The organism is Clostridium sp. ATCC BAA-442 (assembly GCF_964239415.1).
GTDB classification, from domain to species: domain Bacteria; phylum Bacillota; class Clostridia; order Oscillospirales; family Oscillospiraceae; genus Flavonifractor; species Flavonifractor plautii.
Map to the genome: position 1 here is coordinate 1 of NZ_CAXSQB010000056.1, position 22,401 is coordinate 22,401.

The following is a 22,401-nucleotide window of genomic DNA, read 5'->3' on the forward strand; positions in this document are numbered from 1 at the left end:
CCCCTATAACCCCCTATCTATTACCCCCTATAATCCCCCGGAAAAGAAAGAAAAAGAGAGAACGCGTTGGGGGAGACGGAGGAGAATCGGAAGACTCTACTTAGGCGAGAGGTGGTGACATGCCGAATGAACAGAATCTTATCCCGTTCGGGGAACGAACAGAGAGCGAACAGAGAGAAATCCGAGCTTCTGGCGGCCGTGCATCCGGCGCGTCACGGCGGCGAAAGCGCAGCCTGAGAGAAGCGGCAGACCTGTACCTCTCTCTCCCGGTGGCGGACAAGCGGGCATGGAACAAGCTGGCCCGTGACGGCGTAGAACCGGAGGATGTGGATAACCAGATGGCGGTCATTGCGGGCCTGACCCTAAAGGCGGCCAAGGGCGACGCGAAGGCGGCAAAGGTGCTGTTTGACTTGTTGGGAGAGCAGGGGGCGGCGGGCGCCGGCGGTATGCAGGACATGGACGACGATCCGATCACCGCGTCGCTGAAGGAGGAGATGGGAAATGGGCTTCTCTGAAAAGCAGAGGGAGATTCTGCGTTTCCCATACCAGTGCTATGATGCGCTCATCTGTGACGGCGCAGTGCGGTCGGGAAAGACCTCAGTCATGTCGTTGTCCTTCTTCCTGTGGGCAATGGGACGTTTCAACGGCTGCGCGTTTGCACTCTGTGGGAAGTCGGTAGGAGCGGTGGAGCGCAACATTGTGACGCCGCTTCTGGCGGTGCAGTATTTGCGGCAGAACTTCACCATTTCCTACAGCCGCTCCGGCCATGTAATTACGGCCCGGCGTGGGGTGCGGGAGAACCGCTTCTACCTGTTCGGCGGCAAGGACGAGAGCTCCTACACGCTGATTCAGGGTATCACCCTGGCGGGGGTTTTGCTGGACGAGGTGGCCCTGATGCCCCGCTCTTTTGTGGAACAGGCCATGGCCCGGTGCTCCGTGACAGGGGCAAAGCTATGGTTCAACTGCAACCCGGAGGGGCCGCAGCACTGGTTCCGGCAGGAGTGGATTCTAAAGGCGGAGGAGCACAAGGCCCTCCATCTGCACTTCACCATGGAGGACAACCCGGCGCTGGACGAGGCCACCCGGGCCAGATACCGGAGCATGTATGCCGGGGTGTTCTACCAGCGGTACATTCTGGGCCTGTGGGTCATGTCGGAGGGGCTTATCTACGACATGTTTGACCAGACAGAGAATGTCTACCGGACGCAGGAACGCCCGGTGGATCTGGAATGGGTTTCCCAGAGAACCGTGGCCTGTGACTACGGTACCGCCAACCCTACGGTGTTTCTGGACATCTATGACCACGATGGAGTGATCCGGGTGGACAGGGAGTACCGCTGGGACAGCCGGAAGGAGCGCCGGCAGAAGACCGACCAGGAGTATGCCGACGACCTTCTGGACTTTCTGGGCAGGGAATGGTGCGCGGTGATCGTAGATCCCTCGGCGGCCTCGTTTATCGAGGAACTGAGGCGGCGGGGGGTGTATGTCATCCCGGCGGAAAATGAGGTGCTGGATGGCATACGCAAGACCGGAAGCCTGTTTCACCGCAGAAAAATTCTGGTCAGTGAAGCCTGTGCCGGCCTGCTGGACGAACTGGGCACCTATTTGTGGGACGAGAAGGCGGGCCAGCGGGGGGATGAGAAGCCCCTGAAGGAGCGGGACCACGGGCCGGACGCCCTGCGCTATTACATCAATTCACTGCCGGACTGGAGGTTCGAGTAAGTGTCCAGACGCAATAAAAGCCGCCCCAGGGGCGCACAACCAAATACCGAGGCGGTGAGCGTACAAGACGCATTTTCCAACCCGCTGTTCCGGCTGGGCTATGGCTCCCAGTCGCCGCTGGAGGCCACAGAGTATCCGCTGACCCGGATGACGGACAACTACGCCCTGCTCAACTCCCTCTACCGGGACAACTGGGTAGTACAGAACGTGGTGGGCATCATCCCGGACGACATGACAAAGAAGTGGTTCGCTCCCGCCGGAGCGGTGGGGCCGGAGCACCTGAAGGAACTGGATCGCGTTCAGCGCGTGACGGCGCTCCGGGAGCGGGTCAACGAGGGACTGCGGTGGGGCAGGCTGTACGGAGGCGCCGCCGGACTTATCATGATCCGCGGACAGGAGGGGATGCTGGGCCAGCCGCTGGAGCTGGAGAGCATTTACCCCGGTACCTTCCAAGGGCTTTACATACTCGACCGCTGGCAGGGCGTGGTACCCGGTATGGAGCTGGTATTCGAGGGCGGAGAGCCGGTGCCCGCCTATTACTCCATCACCGACGCCAGGGGGAACACGGTGGCGAAGGTGCACCACTCAAGGCTGGTGCGGTTCACCGGACGCGACCTGCCCTTCCTGGAGCGGGTGGCGGAGCTGTACTGGGGAGAGTCCGAGGTGGAGGCCCTATACAATGATGTGGTTAAGCATGACAACGTGGCCGCCAACATGGCCGCGCTCACCTTCCGGGCCAACGTGGACACCATGGAGGTGCAGAACCTGGACCAGCTCTTTTCCGTTACGTCCGGGGAGCAGCAGAGGCGGTTCTGGAATGTGATGCAGGCCCAAAGCGTGATGAAGTCCAATTTCGGCATGCAGTTGGTCAACCGGGGTGACCAGATTAAGAATACCCAGTACACCTTCACCGGGCTCCAGGAGGTCTACGACTCCATGTGCCTCGACCTGTCCGGCGCGTCCCGGATTCCGGTGACCAAGCTGTTCGGACGCTCCCCGGCGGGGATGAACGCCACCGGGGAGAGCGACCTTCGGAACTACTATGACTACGTGGACACGCTGCGGGAGGCCAAGCTTCGGCCCATTCTGGAAAAGCTGCTGCCGGTCCTGGCCATGTCAGCCTGGGGGGCGGTACCCGACGGGCTGGACATCACTTTCCCGCCCCTGTGGACGCCCACGGCGAAGGAGGTGGCCGAGATCGCCAAGACCAAAAGCGAAGCCATCGTATCCGGCTATCAGGCGGGGCTGCTCAACGTGGACACGGCCCAGAAGGAGCTCAAGAAACTGGCGGACGAGACCGGGATGTTTGACAGTATTTCCGAAGAGGAGATCGCGGCCAACGCCGGGAAAACCTACCAGGACGTGACCGCCCTGCGCGACCCGCTGGCTGGGATGGGGTATGGAGGGCTGATAAATGCCGAGCCTGAGTCGAGCGCCGAATAAAAAGGAGCTGGAGAAGCTTATCTCCATTTATCTGAAAGCAGAGACCGCCATCATCAACGAGATCGGGCGGCTTCGCTCCCAGGGCCTGGTGGATTACCACGCTGTGGCCGCCCTGGAGCGGGTGCAGGCCATCCTCCGGCAGATGGAATCAGACTGCTGGGAATACGTCCCAAAGATGATTGAAAAGCAGTTCTATGTCCGGGTTCCGGAGGCCCGGAAGGCCCTGGAGGTGCCGGAGACGGCGGCCAAGCACGCCATGGGTTATTACAATGCGGGCGTCGGGGCAAGCCTTGATTTTGTGCAGATGGACATCGTCCGCAGGCTGACCGAGAATCTGATGGGGGAGATTACCGACGCCTCCATGACTGTGATGGCTACCCTGCAATCCGCCCTGTTTGGCCGCGTGGAGCCGGATGTATACCGCCGGGTAGGGCTGGAACAGGTGGCGGCGCAGCAGGCCGCAGGACGCGGCGTGAACGCCTCGGTGCCCGCCTTTGTGCAGGCGCTCCGGCGGGAGGGCGTCCGGGCCTTTACCGACAAGGCGGGGCGGGACTGGAGCCTGCATACCTACTGCACGATGGTCTCCCGAACCACCTCCCGGCAGGCGGAGGTGCTGGCGGTGCTCACCGCGGACCCGGAGCACGACCTATACATGATATCCAGCCACGGCACTACCTGCGCCCTGTGCGCACCCTATGAGGGCCGGGTGTACTCCCGCAGCGGCACAGACCCGGACTTCCCGCCCCTGGCGGCGGCGTTCGGGAAGGTAGACCCGGCAGGGCCGGACACACTGGCAAACACCTGGCTGAACATACACCCCAACTGCCTCCATGTGCTGCTGCCCTGGACGGCGGCGGGCCGGACAGATGAGGAGATCCAAAAAATAAAGGATTTCTCCAACCCCCGCAAGAACCCGTTCAGCCGAGACCCGCGGTCGGAGAGCCAGATTGCGGCTTACCGCAAAAAAGAGCGGGCCCGGGCCCAATGGCTGGCGGATTACCGCCAGTGGGAGCGCTACCGGGTGACGCTGGGGGACCGGGTGCCCGGGAGATTTGAGACCTTCCTGCATCAGAAGCGGGAGGACGGAGAGCGGTACCGTCTGTGGCGATTGGATTACCGCAGGAGGGCCGAGCTTTTAGAGCATCCAGAGCGGGCACTTCCCGGAGCAGACAAAGCCAGCGCCGCAGACGCCAAATTTACAGGGTATTTTTTTAACCCGGAAAGCAGAGACGGGTATCCAAAGGGGGATGCATTTTCGTCCCGCTTAGGCTATAATAAAGACAACTGGGAAAAGATGCGGGAAGAAATTCTGGATGCAGCAACAAGGTATCCCTCTGTACTCAAACGGGAGGATGTTCATGGAAGGCGTTATGAACAGTTGGTTGTCCTGTATGGACGTAAAGGAAGCCCTGCGAATGTACTGCTTGCCTGGAATGTCAGACCGGATGGAACAACCCACTTTGTAACAGCTCATATGGAGAAGATATAAATGGCAAAATATCAGCAATATGAATCTGTTTTACTTAAGGATGGCCGGATCGCCACAATTGTGGAGGTCTATGAGCCGGGAGCCTATGATGCCGATATTGGGGATTCTCCCGAAGATTGGGCGACGGTTTATGGTATCACAGATGATGAGATTGAGCGGAAAGCGACCGAACAGGAGATGGATAGGAAGTACCGGGAATCCATGCGGCAGCTAAGGGAACAGGGAATTTTGGAGTGAAGGAAAATGACAGAGCAAGTGATACGGGCCATTGAGGCCGCGCTCAAGCGTGGACTGCGGGTGGAGTTGCTGCTGGACAAGGATGGAACCATCAAGGTGCAGACGGTATCCCGCAAGAAACTGAATATTGTTCCCACGCCCTGAATGGTGGGCGGGAAGAGCTGAATGGAGCTGACAGGAGAAATCCTGCCGGCTCCTTTTTTATTTGCAAAGTGAGGTGACGGCATGACCTATCTGGAACTGCTGCAAAGGGCACTGGCCGAGGAGATCGAGGCCACGCGGCTGTATCTGGCCTGTATGGCCCTGGCACCGCGGGAGGATCTGGGGGTGCTGCTGGAGATCAACAAGGACGAGACCGACCATGTGGCGCTGATTTCCTCCCTGATCTCCCGGCAGACCGGCCGGGACGCGGACTATGCCGCAATGGTGCCGGGGGTGGACTGATGGCGGTTGCGTACTATGGCTCCCATATCTCGGAGCACCTGGTCAAGACGCCGGAGGGATACCTGATCTGCTACGATGTGCCGATCAACCGGACCGGCACGCAGATGTATACGGCGGGAGAACTGGGGCTGGAAGGAGAACCGGAGCGGCCAGTGACCGTCTACCGCCTGGAGGAGGACGTGTTCTCTCCGGCGGCGCTGGCCAGCCTGGAGGGAAAGGACATCACCAGGGGGCACCCGGCGGAGATGCTGGCTGCGGAGAACCAGGCTTCCTACTCCAAGGGGCACCTGGAGCATGTGCGCCGGGATGGGGACAACACCGTGGCCGACCTGATTATCAAGGACCCCGGACTGGCTTCCGACGTGGAAAGCGGCGTGCTGAGGGAGGTCTCCTGCGGCTATTATTGCAGGTTTGAACCATACCTGGACGGATACCGGCAGACAAACCTGGTGGGCAATCACGTGGCGGTTGTGCCGAGAGGCAGGGCGGGCCACAGTGTTGCAATAAAAGACCACGCCGCCGGAAAGGCGGAGAAAGGACTGAAACGAATGAAAAAAGAGACCAAAGAGGCGCTCTACCGGTTCTTCGGCCTGGCGGCAAATGACGCTGCACCGGAGGAGCTGGAGCAGTTGACCCGCGATGTGAGTACGGTCGCCACTGCGCTGGACGCCGAACCCGCCGCAAAGGCGCCGGAGGCGGAACCCGCTGGTGATGCAGCCCAGGCTTCTGACGAGATGGTGGAGCGCGCCCCCAAGGGCGACGACATCGGGAGCAAGCTGGACCGCATTCTGGAGATGCTGGAGGCGAAGGCCCGGGGAGGCCGGGGAGAGCGCCCCCTCCACGATGAAGAGGACCTGGACGACCTGATTGAGAAGCTGGCCGGAGAGGAGACGGTGGCGAAGGAGAAGGCGGTCACTATCCCCGCCGAAGAAATGGCGGACCAGTTGATGGAGCCCGGTACACGGGATGCGGCTGTGGCCCTGCTCAAGAAGGTGCGCCCCGCTGTGGCGGCCATCCAGAACCGGGCCGAGCGCGCCCGCGTGGTGGATGCGCTGCTCTCCACCATCCAGGGTCCCGATGTGATGAGCGGGATTGTTCAGGCCGCCCGGGACAGCGCACAGAAGGCCGCCGACACGGCCAGGCGCACCAGCTATGAGACTGCCTGCGCCGAGGCGCAGGCCGCCTATGCAGCCCGTAATCCCCACAAGGCGGGGAAGGAGGGGGAATGATGCCCCTTCGTCCTCAGACCATTGGCCGGGATATGTCCCATGGCTTTTCCGGCAGCTATGCCAGACAGCCGGATATGATCGTCACCACCGCCACTTTGGGCGGAGCGGAGGACATACCCTTCGGGATGCCCCTGGTACGGGGGCAGAAGGGCGAGGTGATCCCCATGGGGGCTGGAAACACTGGAAACCAGTTCATCGGCGTGGCCGGCCGGGAGGTCAAGTCCGCGTCCGAGTTTTACAGCCAGAATGAGGGGCGGTACGGCCCGGGAGAACCAGTCTCCGTATTCCAGCGAGGGTGCATCAACGTAAGGTGCCGGAAGGGCGCTCCGGCGGTGGATGGAACAGTCTATGTCCGGGTAACTGCCAGCGGAGGCTATCAGCCGGGCGACTTCGAGGCGGAGGCGGACGGGGAAAACACTGTGGCGCTGGTCAACGCCCAGTGGGGCGGCCCGGCGGACGGGAATGGCGTGGCCGAGCTGCGCATTGCCTATGTGGGGCCAGTGCCCGCAGCGCAGGGCACTGCGGGGCCTCAGGGCCCCAAAGGGGACCCCGGCCCACAGGGGGAACCGGGACCGCAAGGGGAAACTGGGCCGCAGGGGCCCGCAGGACCGGAAGGCCCCAAAGGGCCAAAGGGTGACCAGGGGCCGGCCGGGCCGTCGTATACACTGCCCGCTGCCGCCGCAGCCACCCTCGGAGGCGTGAAGCAGATGGCCGCCATTGCGGACCTGAGCGCAGCCCCCACGCAGCAGGATTTCAACAACCTATTGGCCGCGCTCCGCACCGCGGGGATGCTGGCTACATCGTAAGGAGTGAATATTATGGGACTCAACCCCCAGGTGATCGGCAAGGAAATGCCCCACGGGTTTGCGGGCTGTTACGCCCGGCAGCCTGACATGATTGTAAACACGCGCCCCGCCGGAGGCGGCGCGCCCATTCCCTTCGGCACGCCGCTGAAATACGACGGAGCAGAGGTAGTCCCCATGGGAGCAGCCGCAACCGCGGCCCAGTTTGTGGGCGTGGCTGGAGCTGAGATCAAGAGCGCGCTCACCTATCTAGACCAGAGTCAGGGCCAGTATGCCCCTGGCGAGCCGGTGAGCGTCTTCCAGCGCGGGGCCATCAATGTGAAGTGCCAGCGTGGCACTCCCGCTCTGGGCGGCGCGGTCTATGTCCGCATCACCGCTAACGGCAGCTTTTCCACCGCCGCTGTGGGAGGCTTTGAGGCAGAGGACGACAGCGGCAAGGTGGTGCAGCTCACCAATTGCCAGTGGGCAGGGCCCGCCGATGCCAACGGTGTCGCGGAGCTGCGTATCCTGACCATGAACAACGCCTGATAGGAGGGACATAGAATGAGCTTTCAGAATGTAGGAACCTACAATGCGGGGGTGTTTACCCCCAAGGCGGCCGGTCCCGCCCCCGTGGGCGGCGTGCCCGTCATGGACGCCGACGGCATCGCCTCTGGGGGCGCCTTTCTAGTGAGTGAGCTGGAGAAGCGCGACCCCCTGATCCGCAAGCCACTGACCAGCTTTACCTATCCCAGGGACATCGTAATCCAGACCGGCGGCGGCTGGGTGGACTACGTGTCCGCCATGAGCGTGGCCTATGGTATCACCGGCGGCGCGGTCAACAGCCCCGTGACGGCCGGCGGCGCCAACGGCATTCCCGTGGTGCAGGCCAGTGTGGACAAGGGGGTATACAAGGCCCACGTGTTCGCCGCCGCCCTGCGGGTGATGTTCCAGGATATGCAGCGGGCCAACTACATCGGCCGCAGCCTGGACAACCTGCTCCAGGACGGCGTGAGAATGGCCTACGACAAGCACATGGACGCCAATGGTTATGTGGGTATCGGGGACTACGGGACCACCGGCTTGGTCAACAACCCAGACGCCACCGAGACCACCGCCGTCAACGGCGCAAAGGGCACCGCCGCCTGGGCCACCAAGACCCCCCAGGAAATCCTCAAGGACGTGAACGACGCCATTACCTCTGTGTGGGCCGCAAACGAGTACGACGAGACTGCTGTGCCCAACCACATCCTCATTCCCTATGAGCAGTACAACTACATCCTCACCACTATGGTTACCGACCTGGCCACCGAGACCATCTATGACTTCCTGCTGAAGAACAACGCGGCGGCCAAGAACGGCGGCTCCCTCTTCATCGGGGCCACCCGGTGGTGCAAGGGCGCGGGTACCGGGGACAAGGACCGGATGGTGGTCTATGTGAACCACGAGCGCTTCGTCAAGATGGACGAGCTGGTGCCCATGAGCCGCATTATGTCCGCCCCTAACGTGGCCAATGTGTGCTACGACACCGCCTACATGGCCAACCTCTCCGAGGTGCAGATCTTCTACCCCACCTCTATCCTGTACGTGGACGGCATCTGAGGAGGGCGCGCATGTTTGTACTGAGCAAACGGAACATTGTCATTCCCGCCCCGGACGGCTCTGCTTCCGTCCGGCTGCGGGCTGGCATGATGGAGACTGTGCCCGGCTGGGCGGCTGAGACGGACTATTTCCGGGCCCTTGTCAGAGATGGAAAAGTTGTGCCCTCCGGCACTTCCGACAGGGAGGGACAGAAAGCGGCGGAGAAAAAGGTAAAGACCCGACGGGGCGCGGAGACCACCGAGGAATAGGAGGCGGGAGCCATGTTCTACTGGGGCCAGCCGCAATTTTACGGTGTGCGGGCCGCGGCGGCCAACCTTGGCAACAGCGCGGGGAATTACACGGCAGAGCAATTCCAGGAGGATTTCCCGCAGTTCTTTACCGGGTTGGGGGAGAGCTTGCTGCCCAGGACCATGCTGGATGAGTTCATCCGGCAGGCCAATGCTGCCATCCAGCCGGACAAGTGGCTGGACGGCTGGCGGTACGCCGCAGGGCTGTATACGGCCCACTATGCCACGCTCTACCTGAAAACCTACGCGCCCTCCAGCGAGACGCCCGGGCAGGCCGCGGCCACCGGGGCGCTGGTGGGGGTGGTGGCCTCGGCCAAGCTGGGGCAGGACAGCGTCACTTATGACACAGACGCCCTCACGAAAGCGACGGAGGACTGGGGCGACCTGAACGCCACCCAATACGGGCAGCTTCTGGCCACAAAGGCCAGGCTGGTGGGCATGGGAGGGAGTTATGTCTTATGAATTTCCGCGACTGGTACACCGATACCGTGGACATCTGGCGGGTGGTTCCGGTACAGGATGGGAGCTTGACACGCCACGAGCGGAGAGAGCTGTACCGGAATATCCCTTGCCGCCTCTATCAGGTGGAAGCGCCGGAGGTCCGCATGAGCCAGGCCGCGGCATCAGCAGACCAAAAGGACTGGCTCCAGTGTGACAACGAAGTGGACATCCAGGCCGGTGACGAGCTCATCATTCACCGGGGGGCGGTTCTCGGCAAGAGCATCCCGGACATACGCGCCTTTGCCTCCGGCCCCAACCACTTTTTTGAGCCCTTCGGGGCTATCATGCCGGGACTGGCCCACCAGGAAATCCGTCTGCTCCAGCAGGAGCGGGTGAAAGGCGGTGTGGAAGATGAACCTGGAGGAGCGCATAAGGCAGCTCAGACAGGCTAAGACGCAAATTCCGGGTATTCTGGCGCGGGCCGGAATGAATGCTGCCCTACGGGCCGTGGAAAAGGCAGTGGAGGAGACGCCGCCCACCGTCAACAGTCTGCGCGGAACCAACACCCGCACCGGAGAGATGAAGCAGCACTGGGTGACCGACAGCCGTCCCAGACCGGTACGGCAGGGGGACAGCTATGTGTCGGAGCTCAACAACGACAAGCAGTACGCCTCCTTTGTCAACGACGGGCACCGGATGGACCGCCACTTTGTGCCTGGGCTGGTCATCAATCCGGGCTCCGGGCTGCTGGAATTTAACCCAGACGGAACGGGCGGTATCGTGGTAGGTACCCGGACGGCCTATGTCCCCGGCCTGTTCATGGTAGACAAGGCGGTGGAGGAGTACCGCCGGGTACTGCGGGAGGAGCTGAAGGGATTGGAGGAGCTGATGGGATGAACCTGACTGTAACCACCATCGCCAAATCCTTGGCGGACTACCTGGCCCCCTGCTTCCCAAGTGTGGCCTTCTACGAAGACCCCAACCAGCAGGGCAGCCGTACCCCTTGCATGTTCCTCCAGACCCGCTACAACTACCTGACCCTGGAAACGGGCGGGTTCTGGCGGCGGAGGATGGGGCTTGACCTCACCTATCTGGAGGACTACAACCGCCCGGATTTGCAGCAGAGGTACCAGCGGGCAGGGGAGACCCTGGATCTGCTGATGGAGACCTTCCCCTACTCCGACGGGGAGACGGCGGGAACCGTCCTGCTGCGGGCCCATGAACGGGAATGGCGCGTAGATCTGGACGCCCTGCACTATCGCTTCGAGCTTCTGGAGCGGGTGAGCATCCCGGAGGAGTATGTCAAGATGCAGACGATGGACTACGACGAGGAGGTCAAAAATTGAGCGCCAAAAAATTCAAGCGCGAGGTTCTTTTGAGGGCCCCCCGCTTTGCCAAGTACCAGCAGGACTTCCTCGGGGCAGTCCTGCGCAAGAGTGAGTACACCATCGCCGAGGCCGAGAGGGCGGTCAAGGCATTCTTCAAAGACAAGGAGCGTGATTGACATGGCAGGAGGCACCTGGACGAACCAGAACAAGATTCGGCCCGGCGTATACATCCGGTTTACCTCGGACCGGGGCCTGGGGCTCACGGTCAGCGACCGGGGCGTGGTAGCCATCGCGGAGGCCATGAGCTGGGGCCCGGTGGAGACGGTGCAGGAGATCGAGGCCGGGGCCAATATGACCCCCTACACCGGGTATGACATCACCAATCCCAAGAACCGGTTCCTCAACGAGATCTTCAAGGGCACCAACCGGACGGCGGCCCCCAATAAGCTGCTGCTCTACCGCCTGGGGGCCACCGGGCAGAAGCAGGCAAGCGCAGAGGTTTCGCCCCTGACGGCCACCGCAAAGTATCCCGGGGTTCGGGGCAACGATATCTCCATCGTCATTACCGAGCTGACTGACCTGGAGGATGCTTTCGCCGTGTCCACGGTGGTGGGCGGGGAGATTGTGGACCAGCAGACCGCAAAGACGGTGGAGGAGCTATCCGCCAACGACTGGGTGGCCTGGAGTGGTACCGGAGCCCTGGCCGCCACGGTGGGAAAGGCGCTCTCCGGCGGCGCCGATGGTTCTCCCGCATCCGCCGATTACACCGACTTCCTGGCAGCCATCGAACCCTACAAGTTCGACGTGCTCATTTACGACGGCACCGACACCACCGTGCAGGACGCGATGGTGGCCTTTGTGAAGCGCCTGGCGGCGGAGGAGGGGGCTTATACCCAACTGGTGGCCGCGGGGCTCACCAACCCGGACGACCGCTTTGTGGTCAACATCATGAGCGGCGTTGTGCTCAGCGACGGCACCACCCTCACCCCCCAGCAGGTGACCTGGTGGGCGGGCGGGGCCCTGGCTGGGGCCCAGTATAACGAGTCCCTGACCTACGCCGCCTATCCCAACGCGGTGGACGTGTCCCCCAAGCTGACCAACTCCGGGTACATCGACGCCCTGACTGCCGGCCAGTTTGTCCTCTTTGCCGACGGCGGGGTGGTGAAGGTGGAGCAGGATATCAACTCTCTGGTGACCTATACCACCGATATCACCGGGCCCTATCACAAGAACCGGGTGATCCGGCTGCTGAACACCATCGCCAACGACATCTATCAGCAGTTCTCCGATGGCTACATCGGCGTGGTCAACAACAACGAGCAGGGCCGCATGATGTTCAAGAGCGCCATCGTGGGGTATCTGCTGGACATCCAGGCCAATAACGGCATTCAGAACTTTGAGGCCGAGGACGTGACCGTAGAGCCCGGCGAGGCCATTGACGCCATTGTGGTCAACCTGGCGATCCAGCCGGTGGACAGCGTGGAGAAGATCTACGTCACCATCACCGTGAATTGAGGGAGGTGTGAATATGGCTTATCTGCTGGCAAAAGACACCGTCACCGGCGCGGAGGGCTCCGTGGTGGTTACCAAAGAGGGCCGGAACTATGTGGTGGCCGGTATGCGGAACATCACCACCAATGCGGAAATCCAGAGCAGCGATATGCGGGTCATTGGCACCCGCACCATCCAGGACAAGCCCAACGGGGCCAAGCTGACGGGTACCGGCAACATCTACTACGGCACCAACCTGTGGACGGACATGGTGCTCCAGTACATCCAGACCGGCGTCATGCCGGAGTTTGATATTCAGATTACCAACTCCGATTCCGCTTCGGCGACACTGGGCTCCCAGGTTATGGCCTATTACGGATGCCACCTGACCGGCACCGTGCCCCTCTCCGTTCTGAACAGTGAGGAGACCATGCTGAACTATGACTTCAACTTCGCCTACACCCGCGTGGCACGGCTCCAGGCGTTCAACGATCCGGCCCAACTGGGTAATTAAGGAGGAACCGATATGAGTAAGCTTTCCGCATTTCTGCATCCCGTCACTACCTCGGAGGAGAAGGAGGTTGTCATCTCCAACCGCTTTCAGGACGAAAGTGGCCAGCCCGTGCCCTTCAAGATCCGGGCGCTGACCCAGGAGGAGAACGACGCCATCACCCGGCAGGCCACCCGCCGCCGGAAGGAGGGCGGACAGACAATCGAGCAGTTGGACAGTGTGGATTTCACCCGCCGCATGGTGGTGGCCGCCACGGTGGAACCCGACTTTTCCAGCAAGGAGCTGTGCGACGGGTGCGGCGTCCTGGACCCGCTGCTGGTGCCCGGTAAATTGCTGCTGTCCGGCGAGTATGCCCGGCTGGTCAAGGAGATTACGAAGCTGTCCGGCTTTGCGGAGCAGGAGGATGAGGTAAAAAACTGATGGACGGGGCCGGCTGGGACACGGAGATGCTGGTGGCATATTACTGCTTCGTGAACCTCGGCTGGGCCCCGTCCCGGTATGACGCCCTCCCGTCCAGGGAGAAACGGCTGGTGACCGAGTTCGCCCTGAAAAGCATGAGAGACCAGAAGGAAGACCAAGACCGGGCGAATCGGAGGTGAGAGCATGGCCGCAATTCGAGAGACCCTGACGCTGGTAGACCAGTTTTCAGGTACAATTTCTAAGTACATCCAGAAGATGCAGCAGGCGAACACAACGACAAAAGAGATGCAGGATGCTTCTCGTCGTGTACAGGCCGCCGCTAGAGCGCAAACGGCAGCCATGAACGCGGCCGCCGCGAGTGCAAGGGCGGAATCTGCTGCGCTCCGGCTTCAAGAGCAGCAACAGAGGGCAACAGCTTCCGCGACTGATTCTATGACGCGCAGTATCCGCAATCTGGTCGGCGCATTTGCTGGTATCCAGACCGTGAAATGGCTGGTAAACACCTCCGATCAGCTCACCAGCATCAACGCCCGGTTGCGGCTCATGACCGGCAGCGCCGAGGCGGCGGCCGCAGCCCAGGAAGAGATTTATCAGGCGGCCATGCGCAGCCGTGGAGCCTACGCCGATATGGCGGACTTTGTTTCCCAGCTCGGCACGGTAGCCGGGAACGCATTTACAGGAACGGACGAGCTGGTGGCTTTCGCCGAGCAGATTCAAAAGCAGATGGCTATCTCCGGGGCCTCCGGTGCGTCTGCCCAGGCCGCGCTGGTGCAGCTTACCCAGGGCCTGGCCTCCGGCACCCTGCGGGGCGAGGAGCTCAATTCGGTGCTGGAGCAGACCCCCATGATTGCCCAGACCATCGCGGAGTATATGGGCGTCACCACCGGGGAGATGCGGGAGCTGGCCAGCGAGGGAAAGGTCACCGCGGAGGTGGTCAAGAACGCTATGCTTGGGGCGGCGGAGGAGACCAACGCCCAGTTTGAGCAGATGCCCATGACCTGGGCGCAGGTGTGGACGATGTTCCAGAACGTCGCCATTCAAGCCCTTGACCCGGTGCTGGATGCAATCTCCTGGTTGGCAAACCACTTGGAAGAGCTCGCTCCGATTTTGGCCGGCCTGGCCGCCGGTGCAGTCGCCTTTGCGGCCGGTCTTGGGATTCAGGCGGCTGCCACCTGGATTGCGAATGGTGCAGCAAAGGCTTTTTTTACCACATTGCTCACCAACCCCCTTACTTACATCGTACTTATTATTGGCCTGGTAGTTGCGGCGATTTATCAATGGGTTCAGTCTATGGGAGGATTAGAGATTGCGTGGCTTACTGTGGTAGATTCAGTGCTCTATGCCTGGGATACCGTAAAGGCTGGTTTTTTCACAGGCGTATACTTCGTCATGGATTTGTTTGACCAGATGGGACTCAAAATCCAGACAGTGGCCGTAAGCATTCAAAATTTTTTAGGTGACATGAAGGTGGGTGTTCTCACAGTACTTCAAGGAATGGTGAACGGAGCCATCGACATTATCAACTGGTTTATAGACAAGCTGAACCTGATTCCAGGCGTATCCATCGAGGCTATTCAAAAGACCACCTTCGCCGCTACAGCCTCTGCGGAGAATGAGGCGGCAAAGGCTAACCGCAACGCAGCTTTGGAGGAGGCCCGCCAGGAGGTGGAACAGAGAACCCAGGATAGGGCCGATAAGCTGGCCCAAATGTGGGCCGACCGCGATGCCAACCATGCCGCCAGACAGGCCGAAATTCAGGTGAAAAGAGCGGCTCAGGCTACTGGTCAGGAAAATCAGGCGCTTCCATCAAGCACGCCGTACGACGAGCTGTCCGGCCAACTTGGCGGCATTGGGAAGAGCGTGAAGGGCATCGAGAAGTCGGTCAAGATGAGCGACGAGGACATCAAATCCCTGGTGGATGTGGCGGAGCGGCGGTATGTGAACAACGTCAACCTGACGGCGCAGACTCCGGTGATCACGGTCAACGGAGCCAACACCGGGCGGACCGCCGCCGACCGCCAGAGCCTCGCCAATGCCATCCGGGACATTCTGATCGAGCAGACCGCCTCCGGCTCCACGCGCAGCACGGCGCGGCCCGCAAGCGGATAAGAAAAGAGGAGGCCGGTATGTCCGTCAATAACTTCGGATTGTTTTTCACGCGGGACGGTACGGTCATCCGCCTGCCGGTGAACCCGGAAAAGTTGCCCGTGGCCCGGGACAACGACAACAGCGAATACAACGTGCTGGGCATCGGCCCCATCATGATCCCCCGCATACCCAAGCTGCGGGAGGTAACCATTTCCTCCTTTTTCCCCGGGCGGGAGTTCTCTGGAAGCAATCAATGGGGCGCCTTCCACCCGCCTGAGTATTACATCCAGTTCTTTGAGAGCGCCATGAACGACAAGACGCCCATCATCTACACCCCTGTGCGGTACTATGAGAACGGGGAGCCATTCATGACTGGCGACACCGGCTTTGAAGTGCTGATCACCCAGTTCAACACCGAGGAGCGCGGAGGGGAGACCGGCGATTTTTACTACGATCTGACTCTGACCGAGTATCGGGATTATACCCCGCAGTCTCTTTCTGCACAGAGCGGCCGGCAGCCCGCGGGGATGCCGGTGGAAGTCACAGCGGAACCCTCCCGCACAATCCCGCAAGGACAGCTTTATGCTGGTGCGGCGTGCATTGCCAACGGCTCCTATTTTTACACCAGCTACGGGGATGAGCCCCACGGCACGGCCTCCGGACGGAGGGTATTGGTGTCCCGGATTGTAGATGCCACCCGCCCCGCCAGCGTCCACATCACAGACGAGGCCGGGAATCCCCTGGGCTGGATAGACAAAAACGCCCTCCAGGTGGTGAGCGATACGTGAAGACAGAGCTGATTATTGCCAACAAGTCCGTCGGGAAGATGTGGGAGATATCCAACTCCGTGCCGGAGGTTACCTGGAGCACGGAACGCACCGGTTCGCCGGGCACACTGAAATTCAATGTACTGAAAGCCGGGGATCTGAGCTTTGCCGAGGGCGATATCGTCCGGTTCTCGGTGGACGGCCAGCTCCAGTTCTACGGCTGGGTATTCACCAAGAGCAAGGACCGCTGGGGGGAGATTCAGGTCACATGCTACGACCGCATCCGCTATCTGAAGGCCAACGCATCCTATAACTTTGAGGCGCAGACCGCCGGGGATATGCTCCGGCAGATCGCCGCCGACCTCCAGATTGACGTGGGGCAGGTAGCGGATACGGGGTACGCTATCCCGGACTTCTATAAGGAGGACGAGAGCTGCCTGGATATCCTGGGGGAGGCCATCCAACAGACCCTGCTCAACACCGGGAACATCTATGTACTGTTCGATGATGGAAACGGACTGGCCCTCCGGCAGCCCCGGGATATGGTCTCCAACGTGGTCATCGGCGACATGTCCCTGCTGACCGACTACACCTACAAGACCGACATCGACGAGCAGACCTACAACCACGTCAAACTGGCCCGGCCCAACGAGGAGACCGGCAGGGCGGATGTGTTCGTAGCTGAGGACAGCGCCACAATGGGACAGTGGGGCATGCTCCAGCTCTACCAGACGGTGGATGGTACCATGAATGACGCGCAGGTACAGGCCCAGGCCCGAGCCACCTTGTCGTGCTATAACCGCCGGATGCGGACGCTGAAGGTATCCTCCCTGGGGGTGCCCGGCCTGCGGGCGGGACAGATGGTGCTCATGAAGGTGCAGGGTCTTGGGGATATCAATCTCGACCAATACGTCCTTCTGGAGAAGGTGACCCACACCTGGGCAAATGACGACCACACAATGGAGTTTGAGACCCTGGGGCTGGAACATGTGTAAGAGGTGAGTGCGTGGATCTGAAAGATGTTCTGTACCAGATGATGCAGGAGAACACCGCCGCCGGGCAGCCAACAGACCTGCGGGTGGGCACGGTGACCAGAGAAGAACCGCTGGAGATCACCATTAACCCTGCCACATCTCCCCTGAGACGGAGGCAGCTCTGCCTCACTGAGCCGGTGATTGAGAAGAAAATCCCGGTGCTGGCCCACAGGCACCGGATTCAGACCCTCTCCCACACCCATGCCAACTCGGCGGGCACCACCACCACGGGACTGGACGGCTCCTACCTGGGGGAATACGCTCTGGTTTCTGAGGGGGCGGACGCCACCCTGCAGGGGGAGGACATTGTGTGCTGGGAGGACGGGAAGAAGCTGCCTGTCAAGGACGGTTTTATTATCCTGAACCGCAGGCTGGAGGAGGGGGACAGAGTGCTCCTGCTGCGGGTACAGCACGGGCAGAAGTTCATCGTCCTGTCCCGGATTTTTGAGGAGGAAGCCTGATGCCGACTTTGCCTACATCCGCTATCGACCTGTCCGCCGGGGTGTCCTTCGTCTCCCAGCCATCCAGGACGTGGTATATCAACAAGGAAACCAACCGCATCCAGGGGGAATGTGACGGCTGGTATTCTGTCCGGCAGGCTGTGGAGGTCATTCTCAATGTGGAGCGGTTCCGCTGGCAGATGTATTCCCCCTACTCCGGGATGCAGTGGGGTGGGCTCATCGGGCAGGACCCGGGGTATGTGGCCTCGGAACTTCAGCGGCGTATCACCGAGGCGCTGAAAATGGACGACCGGGTGCGGGGGATCTCCGGCTTTACGTATGCCGTGGAAGGGGATATGTTGAGGGCCTCCCTCACCGTGAACACAGTATATGGAGAGATGCAGACCAGCGTGGAGGTGGATATCACTTGATTGACTTTACTCAAGAGACCTATGCGAGCCTCCGTCAGGAGATGCTGGACCGGGTGCCCGATACTTATGACAAGCGGGACACGGCCCCCATCCCGACGGCCATCTCTCCGGCGGCCTACACCCTGGCGGGGTTCTATCTCAGCCTGGATCAGGTACAGCGGGCGGCCTTCGTGCAGACAGCAGTGGGGGATTCCCTGGATATGCTGGCTGTGATTGGCGGCCTGACCCGATATCCGGCCTCCGCCGCGGTACGCCTGGGCGTGTTCAATACCTCTGTGCCCATTGGAGCCCGGTTCTCCACCATCAACGGAGCGGGCTCAATCAACTTTACCGTAACGGCGGCAACCGATACGGGGAACCAGTACCAGCTTACCGCGGAGACCCCCGGCGCCATCGGAAACGAGTACACCGGGCCCATCCTGCCGATTACCGCCATTCCGGGGCTGACCAGTGCACAGATTACGGATATCCTGGTGCCTGGTGACGACACAGAGACCGACAGCGCATTTCGGGAACGGCTGATTGAGGCGCTCAATAACCGTCCCTTTGGCGGCAATATTGCCGACTACCGCCAGAACGTCCTCGCCATTGACGGCGTGGGCGGGGTGCAGGTATACCCCACCTGGAGCGGCGGTGGCACTGTGAAGCTGTCCGTTCTGGGGGCGGATTTCCTGCCTGCCTCATCCACACTGGTGGAGAAGGTGCAGAATGCCATCGACCCGCCCCCCAACCAGGGGCTGGGGCTGGGCTTGGCCCCTATCGGGGCAAAGGTGACGGCGGTGGCCCCGACAGAGTTGGCGGTGAATGTCTCCGCCACTCTCCTGCTGGCCGCCGGACATGCCATCGGACAGGTGCAGGAACCGGTGGAGCAGGCCATTGAGACATATCTGCGCAGTGTGCGGCAGGGGTGGGACGCCAACGTGTCCTCCAACAACGTGTCCTACGCTGCCGATGTGTACGTGGCCAGGGTTACCGCCGCTATCGTAGGGGTGGCCGGCGTGGTCAACGCCACCAACGTGCAGCTCAACGGCGGTACGGCAGATCTCCTCTTGACGGAGACGGGCGAAACCCAGCAGGTGCCCGTGATAGGGACGGTGACGCTGAATGAATCCAATTGAGCTGGATACCAGCCTGCTGTCCCTGTTGCCCCCGTGGTACCGGGAGGTGCTGGACTATCAGCAGATCTGCTTGACCGAACAGCAGCAGTTTGAGGCCCTGGCGGAGGAAATCGTGGGTGTGGCTGACAATTTCTTTTTCCAGACGATGGACGAGAGGGCGGTTGGCATGTGGGAGCAGGTATTCCGAATTGTACCAAACCCACAGGTGGAAAGCCTGGCATTCCGAAGGACCCGCGTGCTCAACCGCATTTCTACCCGTCCGCCCTATACCCTGGGATTCCTCTATCAAAAGCTGGACGAGCTGATTGGGCCGGGTGAATGGAAGGTCACGGTAGACTACCCAAACTACACACTTTATATCGAAAGCGCGGCCCAAAACCAGAACTACGCCACTGAGCTGGCTTTCACCATCAACCGTATCAAACCGGCGCATATCGTGTGGGTCAACGCCCCGTTTGTGCGGACGGGGCTGCTGCTCTCCGAGATAATTTCGTCCGCGCAGAGAATTTATAACTACAAGCTGGGGGCGTGGGAGCTGGGGCGGCTGCCCTTCGCAACCGACGGCCCGGAGGGAGTGATTAAGATGCCTGAGACGCCATCCATCCAGCAGGCCCTCTTGGCCGGTGTGGCGAACTTCGTCAGCGGCGATGTGGCCTCCGCCCGGGTCAACGGAACAGTTGCGATTACCGGACTGACCAAGACCGTGGAGGGGTCGGAGCTGACCGTCACCTATACCATCATGCCGTCCCAGGCCACAGAGATCACCGCCCTGGAACTGCTGGATGCAGAGGGGAATATCCTCACGTCCTCTACCGTGTATATCCCTGTTACCACGAATGTGGTCTTGAAGCACATTATCCCCGTCGCGGAAGGAGTGGTAAGCAATGGCTGAAAATCCGATCAAAACTCCGCTTCCGGCGGACTTGCCGGAGGACTGGACCGGCGGACAGACCGTGGCCCCCACCGGGGCAGAGGTGGGCTTGAGCGAGCAGCACGGCTACAACTACCTCATGGAGCAGGTCAACGCCGTGCAGACGGCCGCTAAAGAGATCGGAGAGGCATTTTCGGGACTGGCGACGCTGGGGCCCGATGGCAAGGTGCCCGCCGGGCAGCTCCCTGACATAGGTGGATTCTATGAGGTGGAGGAGGCGGTGCCTCCGGCCTCCCGGAAGGCAAATACGCTCTATGGCCTGATTCTGGCGGATTATACGGGAGGTGGGCACTAACATGCTTTATGTCTGGAATAAGTATTATATAAAGCACGTAGCGAAGGAAACTGTAACTAGTGACAAGTGGTATATAAGTTTTCCGGTTATACTTTGTTCTGGTTATACACTTGACAATCAAGGTAAATTTTATCCAACTACCACTTTGTCCACACTTGAGGATTCAAGGTACTTGGATCGCATGCCATCAAGCCGAGACGAATATCTCATCGACCATGGTAAATATATCATGTATAACGCGGGCGACGATGGTAGATGGATGGTTACCGATGATTCAAAACTTTATCATAGTGAAGGCTCATTTAGAAGGTACGTCGCAGAGAAAACATACGGGGAGTTAATCCAAACTGTAACCAGCAGAAACGAGGCGGAATATCCTAAAAACGGAGTAAAGGATGGATATTATTATATCTATCAATCCGCAAAACCTGAGATTAGCAGTATAGATGTGCCAGATGCGGCTATGGTCGGTCAGACAATTGATATTACTTGGGAGTCCGCAGACAGCGCAGAAAACTACAAACTGGAGCGCAGGGTGGATTCCGGAGGCTGGACGCAGGTTTACGCGGGAGTCGCCCTGGTCTATAACGACAGAGCGCAGGCTGAGTGGACAAGTGTGCAGTACCGCGTGTCCGCAAGCATTTCTGGCGTATATGGCGATCCCATATTATCCAAGACCGTGAACATTGTCCCTTCGGATGCATTAAGAATATACATGACAGAAGGCAATATTGGGGAAATCCATGGGGCGATAACGTATACAGCGTTGGCCTTAGACTTGAATAGGCCCATTCAAGTAACAGAGGTTTTTGAAAATACCGACAGCGATTACCAGAGAGAACTGACCTTGAAGTCTGGCGATAGTGTGACTATCCCGGTATCCAGGTTTCCGAGCGCGGCAGGAGGGCAATTCACTGTAAAGGCCGAGCAGGAAATCATGGATAACTCTTGGATAAGTGAAAACAGACAGTTATCCTACACCAAAACGCCTACCTCAATGCCAGACAGCCCGTACCGGGTAGAGCGGCTACAGGGCAAGGAGTGCGATGTCATGCCGCAGACCTTGGCTGAAGCGGTATTTATGCCGGATGGGAAAAGCGTAGCGGAAACAATTGGTTCCCCCAAAAGCGTGGTAGGTAAACGCACAGGGACATCCCCCGGAGATGGATCATTGGCCACGGTAACCATAAGTCTTCCATTTCGGCCTAAATGTCTAATCTATACGCAAGGAGATACCATGCCAAGCCTAGAGGGTAACGGTTATGGATTTGTATGGATAGATGGTATGAGCAACCCTATTAAATTGCTTAACGTGGATGTAACGATCACCGTGACTGATTTGAGCTGGAGTATGCAATACAAAAGTCAATTGAATCCAACAATATTTGACAACCCAGGTAGGATTTATACATATATTGCATTTGGATAAGGAGCTTGGCATGACAATTATCGAAATCGCAGCCCACCGAGACGGTAGGCATGACCTCCAGAGCCAGAGCTATCGGTGGGGCTGCTGGCTCCCCGGCTACATAGAGGTGCCCGCCCACCTCCATGACGCGGTGTGGGCGACCTATGGCTGGTGTGACCTCCAGATTGAGGAGGGCAGGCTGGTGGGTGTCACGCCCACTGAGCGGCCTCCAGAGCCGGAGCCGGAGCCCCAGCCGCCCTCTGAGGAGGACGTCACCCTGGACATGCTGGCCGACCATGAGGAGCGGCTGTGCATGCTGGAACTCACCACCACCGCCACCGTTGCCACATGAGAAAGGAGATAGCATGACAACCGTATATAACCTCTGCAAGCTGCTCATCCAGAAGAACCGAACCGATGGCCTCCAGGAGAAGATGGATGTCTACCTGGCCGCCGACCGGCT

Annotated in this window: 31 protein-coding genes; all 31 read left to right on the top strand. The window is 60.1% G+C overall.

From position 1 onward, the window contains the following. Positions 1-119: 119 nt before the first annotated feature. The 31 genes from ACESY8_RS16965 to ACESY8_RS17115 all read left to right on the top strand — a co-directional run bounded on the left by ACESY8_RS16965 (position 120) and on the right by ACESY8_RS17115 (position 22,290). Positions 120-515 carry a hypothetical protein gene (locus tag ACESY8_RS16965; RefSeq protein ID WP_498794883.1) on the top strand — a complete coding sequence of 132 codons (396 nt, stop codon included), beginning with the start codon at positions 120-122 and terminating at the stop codon, positions 513-515. Next, on the top strand, positions 502-1,722 hold the full coding sequence (locus tag ACESY8_RS16970; protein WP_288860035.1) for a PBSX family phage terminase large subunit: 1,221 nt from the start codon (positions 502-504) through the stop codon (positions 1,720-1,722). The genes ACESY8_RS16965 and ACESY8_RS16970 overlap by 14 nt, the downstream gene beginning before the upstream one ends. Beyond that, positions 1,723-3,165: a phage portal protein gene (locus ACESY8_RS16975; protein WP_498794884.1), complete on the top strand. Its 1,443-nt coding sequence runs from the start codon at positions 1,723-1,725 to the stop codon at positions 3,163-3,165. Then, a complete protein-coding gene (locus tag ACESY8_RS16980; protein ID WP_498794885.1) occupies positions 3,137-4,654 on the top strand; it encodes a phage minor capsid protein in 1,518 nt (505 codons plus the stop codon). The genes ACESY8_RS16975 and ACESY8_RS16980 overlap by 29 nt, the downstream gene beginning before the upstream one ends. Then, complete coding sequence (locus tag ACESY8_RS16985; protein ID WP_021630830.1) at positions 4,655-4,891, top strand: hypothetical protein; 237 nt, start codon at positions 4,655-4,657, stop codon at positions 4,889-4,891. A 6-nt stretch (positions 4,892-4,897) separates the two neighbouring features. Then, positions 4,898-5,035 (top strand): hypothetical protein, encoded by a 138-nt coding sequence (locus ACESY8_RS16990; RefSeq protein WP_007494998.1) that lies wholly within the window; start codon positions 4,898-4,900, stop codon positions 5,033-5,035. Positions 5,036-5,116: 81 nt separating this feature from the next. Beyond that, on the top strand, positions 5,117-5,335 hold the full coding sequence (locus tag ACESY8_RS16995) for a hypothetical protein (RefSeq protein ID WP_007494999.1): 219 nt from the start codon (positions 5,117-5,119) through the stop codon (positions 5,333-5,335). Beyond that, positions 5,335-6,564 (top strand): DUF2213 domain-containing protein, encoded by a 1,230-nt coding sequence (locus tag ACESY8_RS17000; protein ID WP_007495000.1) that lies wholly within the window; start codon positions 5,335-5,337, stop codon positions 6,562-6,564. The genes ACESY8_RS16995 and ACESY8_RS17000 overlap by 1 nt, the downstream gene beginning before the upstream one ends. Further along, positions 6,564-7,370: a structural cement protein Gp24 gene (locus ACESY8_RS17005; RefSeq protein WP_238047272.1), complete on the top strand. Its 807-nt coding sequence runs from the start codon at positions 6,564-6,566 to the stop codon at positions 7,368-7,370. The genes ACESY8_RS17000 and ACESY8_RS17005 overlap by 1 nt, the downstream gene beginning before the upstream one ends. A 12-nt stretch (positions 7,371-7,382) precedes the next feature. Further along, a complete protein-coding gene (locus ACESY8_RS17010) occupies positions 7,383-7,895 on the top strand; it encodes a structural cement protein Gp24 (RefSeq protein WP_007495002.1) in 513 nt (170 codons plus the stop codon). A 15-nt stretch (positions 7,896-7,910) separates the two neighbouring features. Continuing rightward, positions 7,911-8,948 carry a DUF2184 domain-containing protein gene (locus tag ACESY8_RS17015; protein ID WP_044941510.1) on the top strand — a complete coding sequence of 346 codons (1,038 nt, stop codon included), beginning with the start codon at positions 7,911-7,913 and terminating at the stop codon, positions 8,946-8,948. 11 nt (positions 8,949-8,959) lie between these two features. Beyond that, entirely contained in the window at positions 8,960-9,196 is a 237-nt protein-coding gene (locus ACESY8_RS17020; protein WP_007495004.1) for a hypothetical protein, read from the top strand. Positions 9,197-9,208: 12 nt separating this feature from the next. Further along, a complete protein-coding gene (locus ACESY8_RS17025) occupies positions 9,209-9,697 on the top strand; it encodes a DUF4054 domain-containing protein (RefSeq protein ID WP_007495005.1) in 489 nt (162 codons plus the stop codon). After that, on the top strand, positions 9,694-10,128 hold the full coding sequence (locus ACESY8_RS17030) for a hypothetical protein (RefSeq protein ID WP_009257404.1): 435 nt from the start codon (positions 9,694-9,696) through the stop codon (positions 10,126-10,128). Before ACESY8_RS17025 ends, ACESY8_RS17030 begins: the two co-directional genes overlap by 4 nt. Before the next feature lie 34 nt (positions 10,129-10,162). Then, positions 10,163-10,573 (top strand): HK97 gp10 family phage protein, encoded by a 411-nt coding sequence (locus ACESY8_RS17035; RefSeq protein WP_243260358.1) that lies wholly within the window; start codon positions 10,163-10,165, stop codon positions 10,571-10,573. Then, positions 10,570-11,022 carry a phage tail terminator family protein gene (locus ACESY8_RS17040; RefSeq protein WP_369847628.1) on the top strand — a complete coding sequence of 151 codons (453 nt, stop codon included), beginning with the start codon at positions 10,570-10,572 and terminating at the stop codon, positions 11,020-11,022. The genes ACESY8_RS17035 and ACESY8_RS17040 overlap by 4 nt, the downstream gene beginning before the upstream one ends. Then, positions 11,019-11,180: a hypothetical protein gene (locus tag ACESY8_RS17045; RefSeq protein WP_198527993.1), complete on the top strand. Its 162-nt coding sequence runs from the start codon at positions 11,019-11,021 to the stop codon at positions 11,178-11,180. Before ACESY8_RS17040 ends, ACESY8_RS17045 begins: the two co-directional genes overlap by 4 nt. Position 11,181: 1 nt before the next feature. Next, the gene (locus tag ACESY8_RS17050) at positions 11,182-12,519 is read left to right on the top strand and encodes a phage tail sheath family protein (protein WP_498794886.1); all 1,338 of its coding nucleotides are present in this window, start codon (positions 11,182-11,184) and stop codon (positions 12,517-12,519) included. A gap of 13 nt (positions 12,520-12,532) precedes the next feature. Further along, positions 12,533-13,009 (top strand): phage tail tube protein, encoded by a 477-nt coding sequence (locus ACESY8_RS17055; protein ID WP_007495013.1) that lies wholly within the window; start codon positions 12,533-12,535, stop codon positions 13,007-13,009. Positions 13,010-13,021: 12 nt separating this feature from the next. Next, a complete protein-coding gene (locus tag ACESY8_RS17060) occupies positions 13,022-13,426 on the top strand; it encodes a phage tail assembly chaperone (RefSeq protein ID WP_007495015.1) in 405 nt (134 codons plus the stop codon). Beyond that, entirely contained in the window at positions 13,426-13,605 is a 180-nt protein-coding gene (locus ACESY8_RS17065; RefSeq protein WP_196031988.1) for a hypothetical protein, read from the top strand. Before ACESY8_RS17060 ends, ACESY8_RS17065 begins: the two co-directional genes overlap by 1 nt. A gap of 253 nt (positions 13,606-13,858) precedes the next feature. Then, positions 13,859-15,535, top strand: coding sequence for a tape measure protein (locus ACESY8_RS17070; protein ID WP_369847620.1), 1,677 nt, complete (start codon positions 13,859-13,861; stop codon positions 15,533-15,535). A 17-nt stretch (positions 15,536-15,552) separates the two neighbouring features. After that, on the top strand, positions 15,553-16,302 hold the full coding sequence (locus ACESY8_RS17075; RefSeq protein ID WP_369847617.1) for a hypothetical protein: 750 nt from the start codon (positions 15,553-15,555) through the stop codon (positions 16,300-16,302). Beyond that, positions 16,299-17,276, top strand: a complete 978-nt coding sequence (locus ACESY8_RS17080; protein WP_369847614.1) for an XkdQ/YqbQ family protein — start codon at positions 16,299-16,301, stop codon at positions 17,274-17,276. The genes ACESY8_RS17075 and ACESY8_RS17080 overlap by 4 nt, the downstream gene beginning before the upstream one ends. Before the next feature lie 11 nt (positions 17,277-17,287). Continuing rightward, positions 17,288-17,776, top strand: coding sequence for a DUF2577 family protein (locus tag ACESY8_RS17085; RefSeq protein WP_044941523.1), 489 nt, complete (start codon positions 17,288-17,290; stop codon positions 17,774-17,776). Next, positions 17,776-18,186 carry a DUF2634 domain-containing protein gene (locus ACESY8_RS17090; protein WP_369847612.1) on the top strand — a complete coding sequence of 137 codons (411 nt, stop codon included), beginning with the start codon at positions 17,776-17,778 and terminating at the stop codon, positions 18,184-18,186. The genes ACESY8_RS17085 and ACESY8_RS17090 overlap by 1 nt, the downstream gene beginning before the upstream one ends. After that, positions 18,183-19,304, top strand: a complete 1,122-nt coding sequence (locus ACESY8_RS17095) for a baseplate J/gp47 family protein (RefSeq protein WP_311163722.1) — start codon at positions 18,183-18,185, stop codon at positions 19,302-19,304. Before ACESY8_RS17090 ends, ACESY8_RS17095 begins: the two co-directional genes overlap by 4 nt. Next, entirely contained in the window at positions 19,291-20,196 is a 906-nt protein-coding gene (locus ACESY8_RS17100; RefSeq protein ID WP_009257414.1) for a putative phage tail protein, read from the top strand. Before ACESY8_RS17095 ends, ACESY8_RS17100 begins: the two co-directional genes overlap by 14 nt. Then, positions 20,189-20,530 carry a hypothetical protein gene (locus ACESY8_RS17105; protein WP_498794887.1) on the top strand — a complete coding sequence of 114 codons (342 nt, stop codon included), beginning with the start codon at positions 20,189-20,191 and terminating at the stop codon, positions 20,528-20,530. The genes ACESY8_RS17100 and ACESY8_RS17105 overlap by 8 nt, the downstream gene beginning before the upstream one ends. A gap of 1 nt (position 20,531) precedes the next feature. After that, positions 20,532-21,959, top strand: a complete 1,428-nt coding sequence (locus tag ACESY8_RS17110; protein ID WP_498794888.1) for a hypothetical protein — start codon at positions 20,532-20,534, stop codon at positions 21,957-21,959. A 10-nt stretch (positions 21,960-21,969) separates the two neighbouring features. Continuing rightward, entirely contained in the window at positions 21,970-22,290 is a 321-nt protein-coding gene (locus ACESY8_RS17115; RefSeq protein WP_498794889.1) for a toxin-antitoxin system toxin subunit, read from the top strand. The last annotated feature ends 111 nt before the right edge of the window (positions 22,291-22,401 follow it).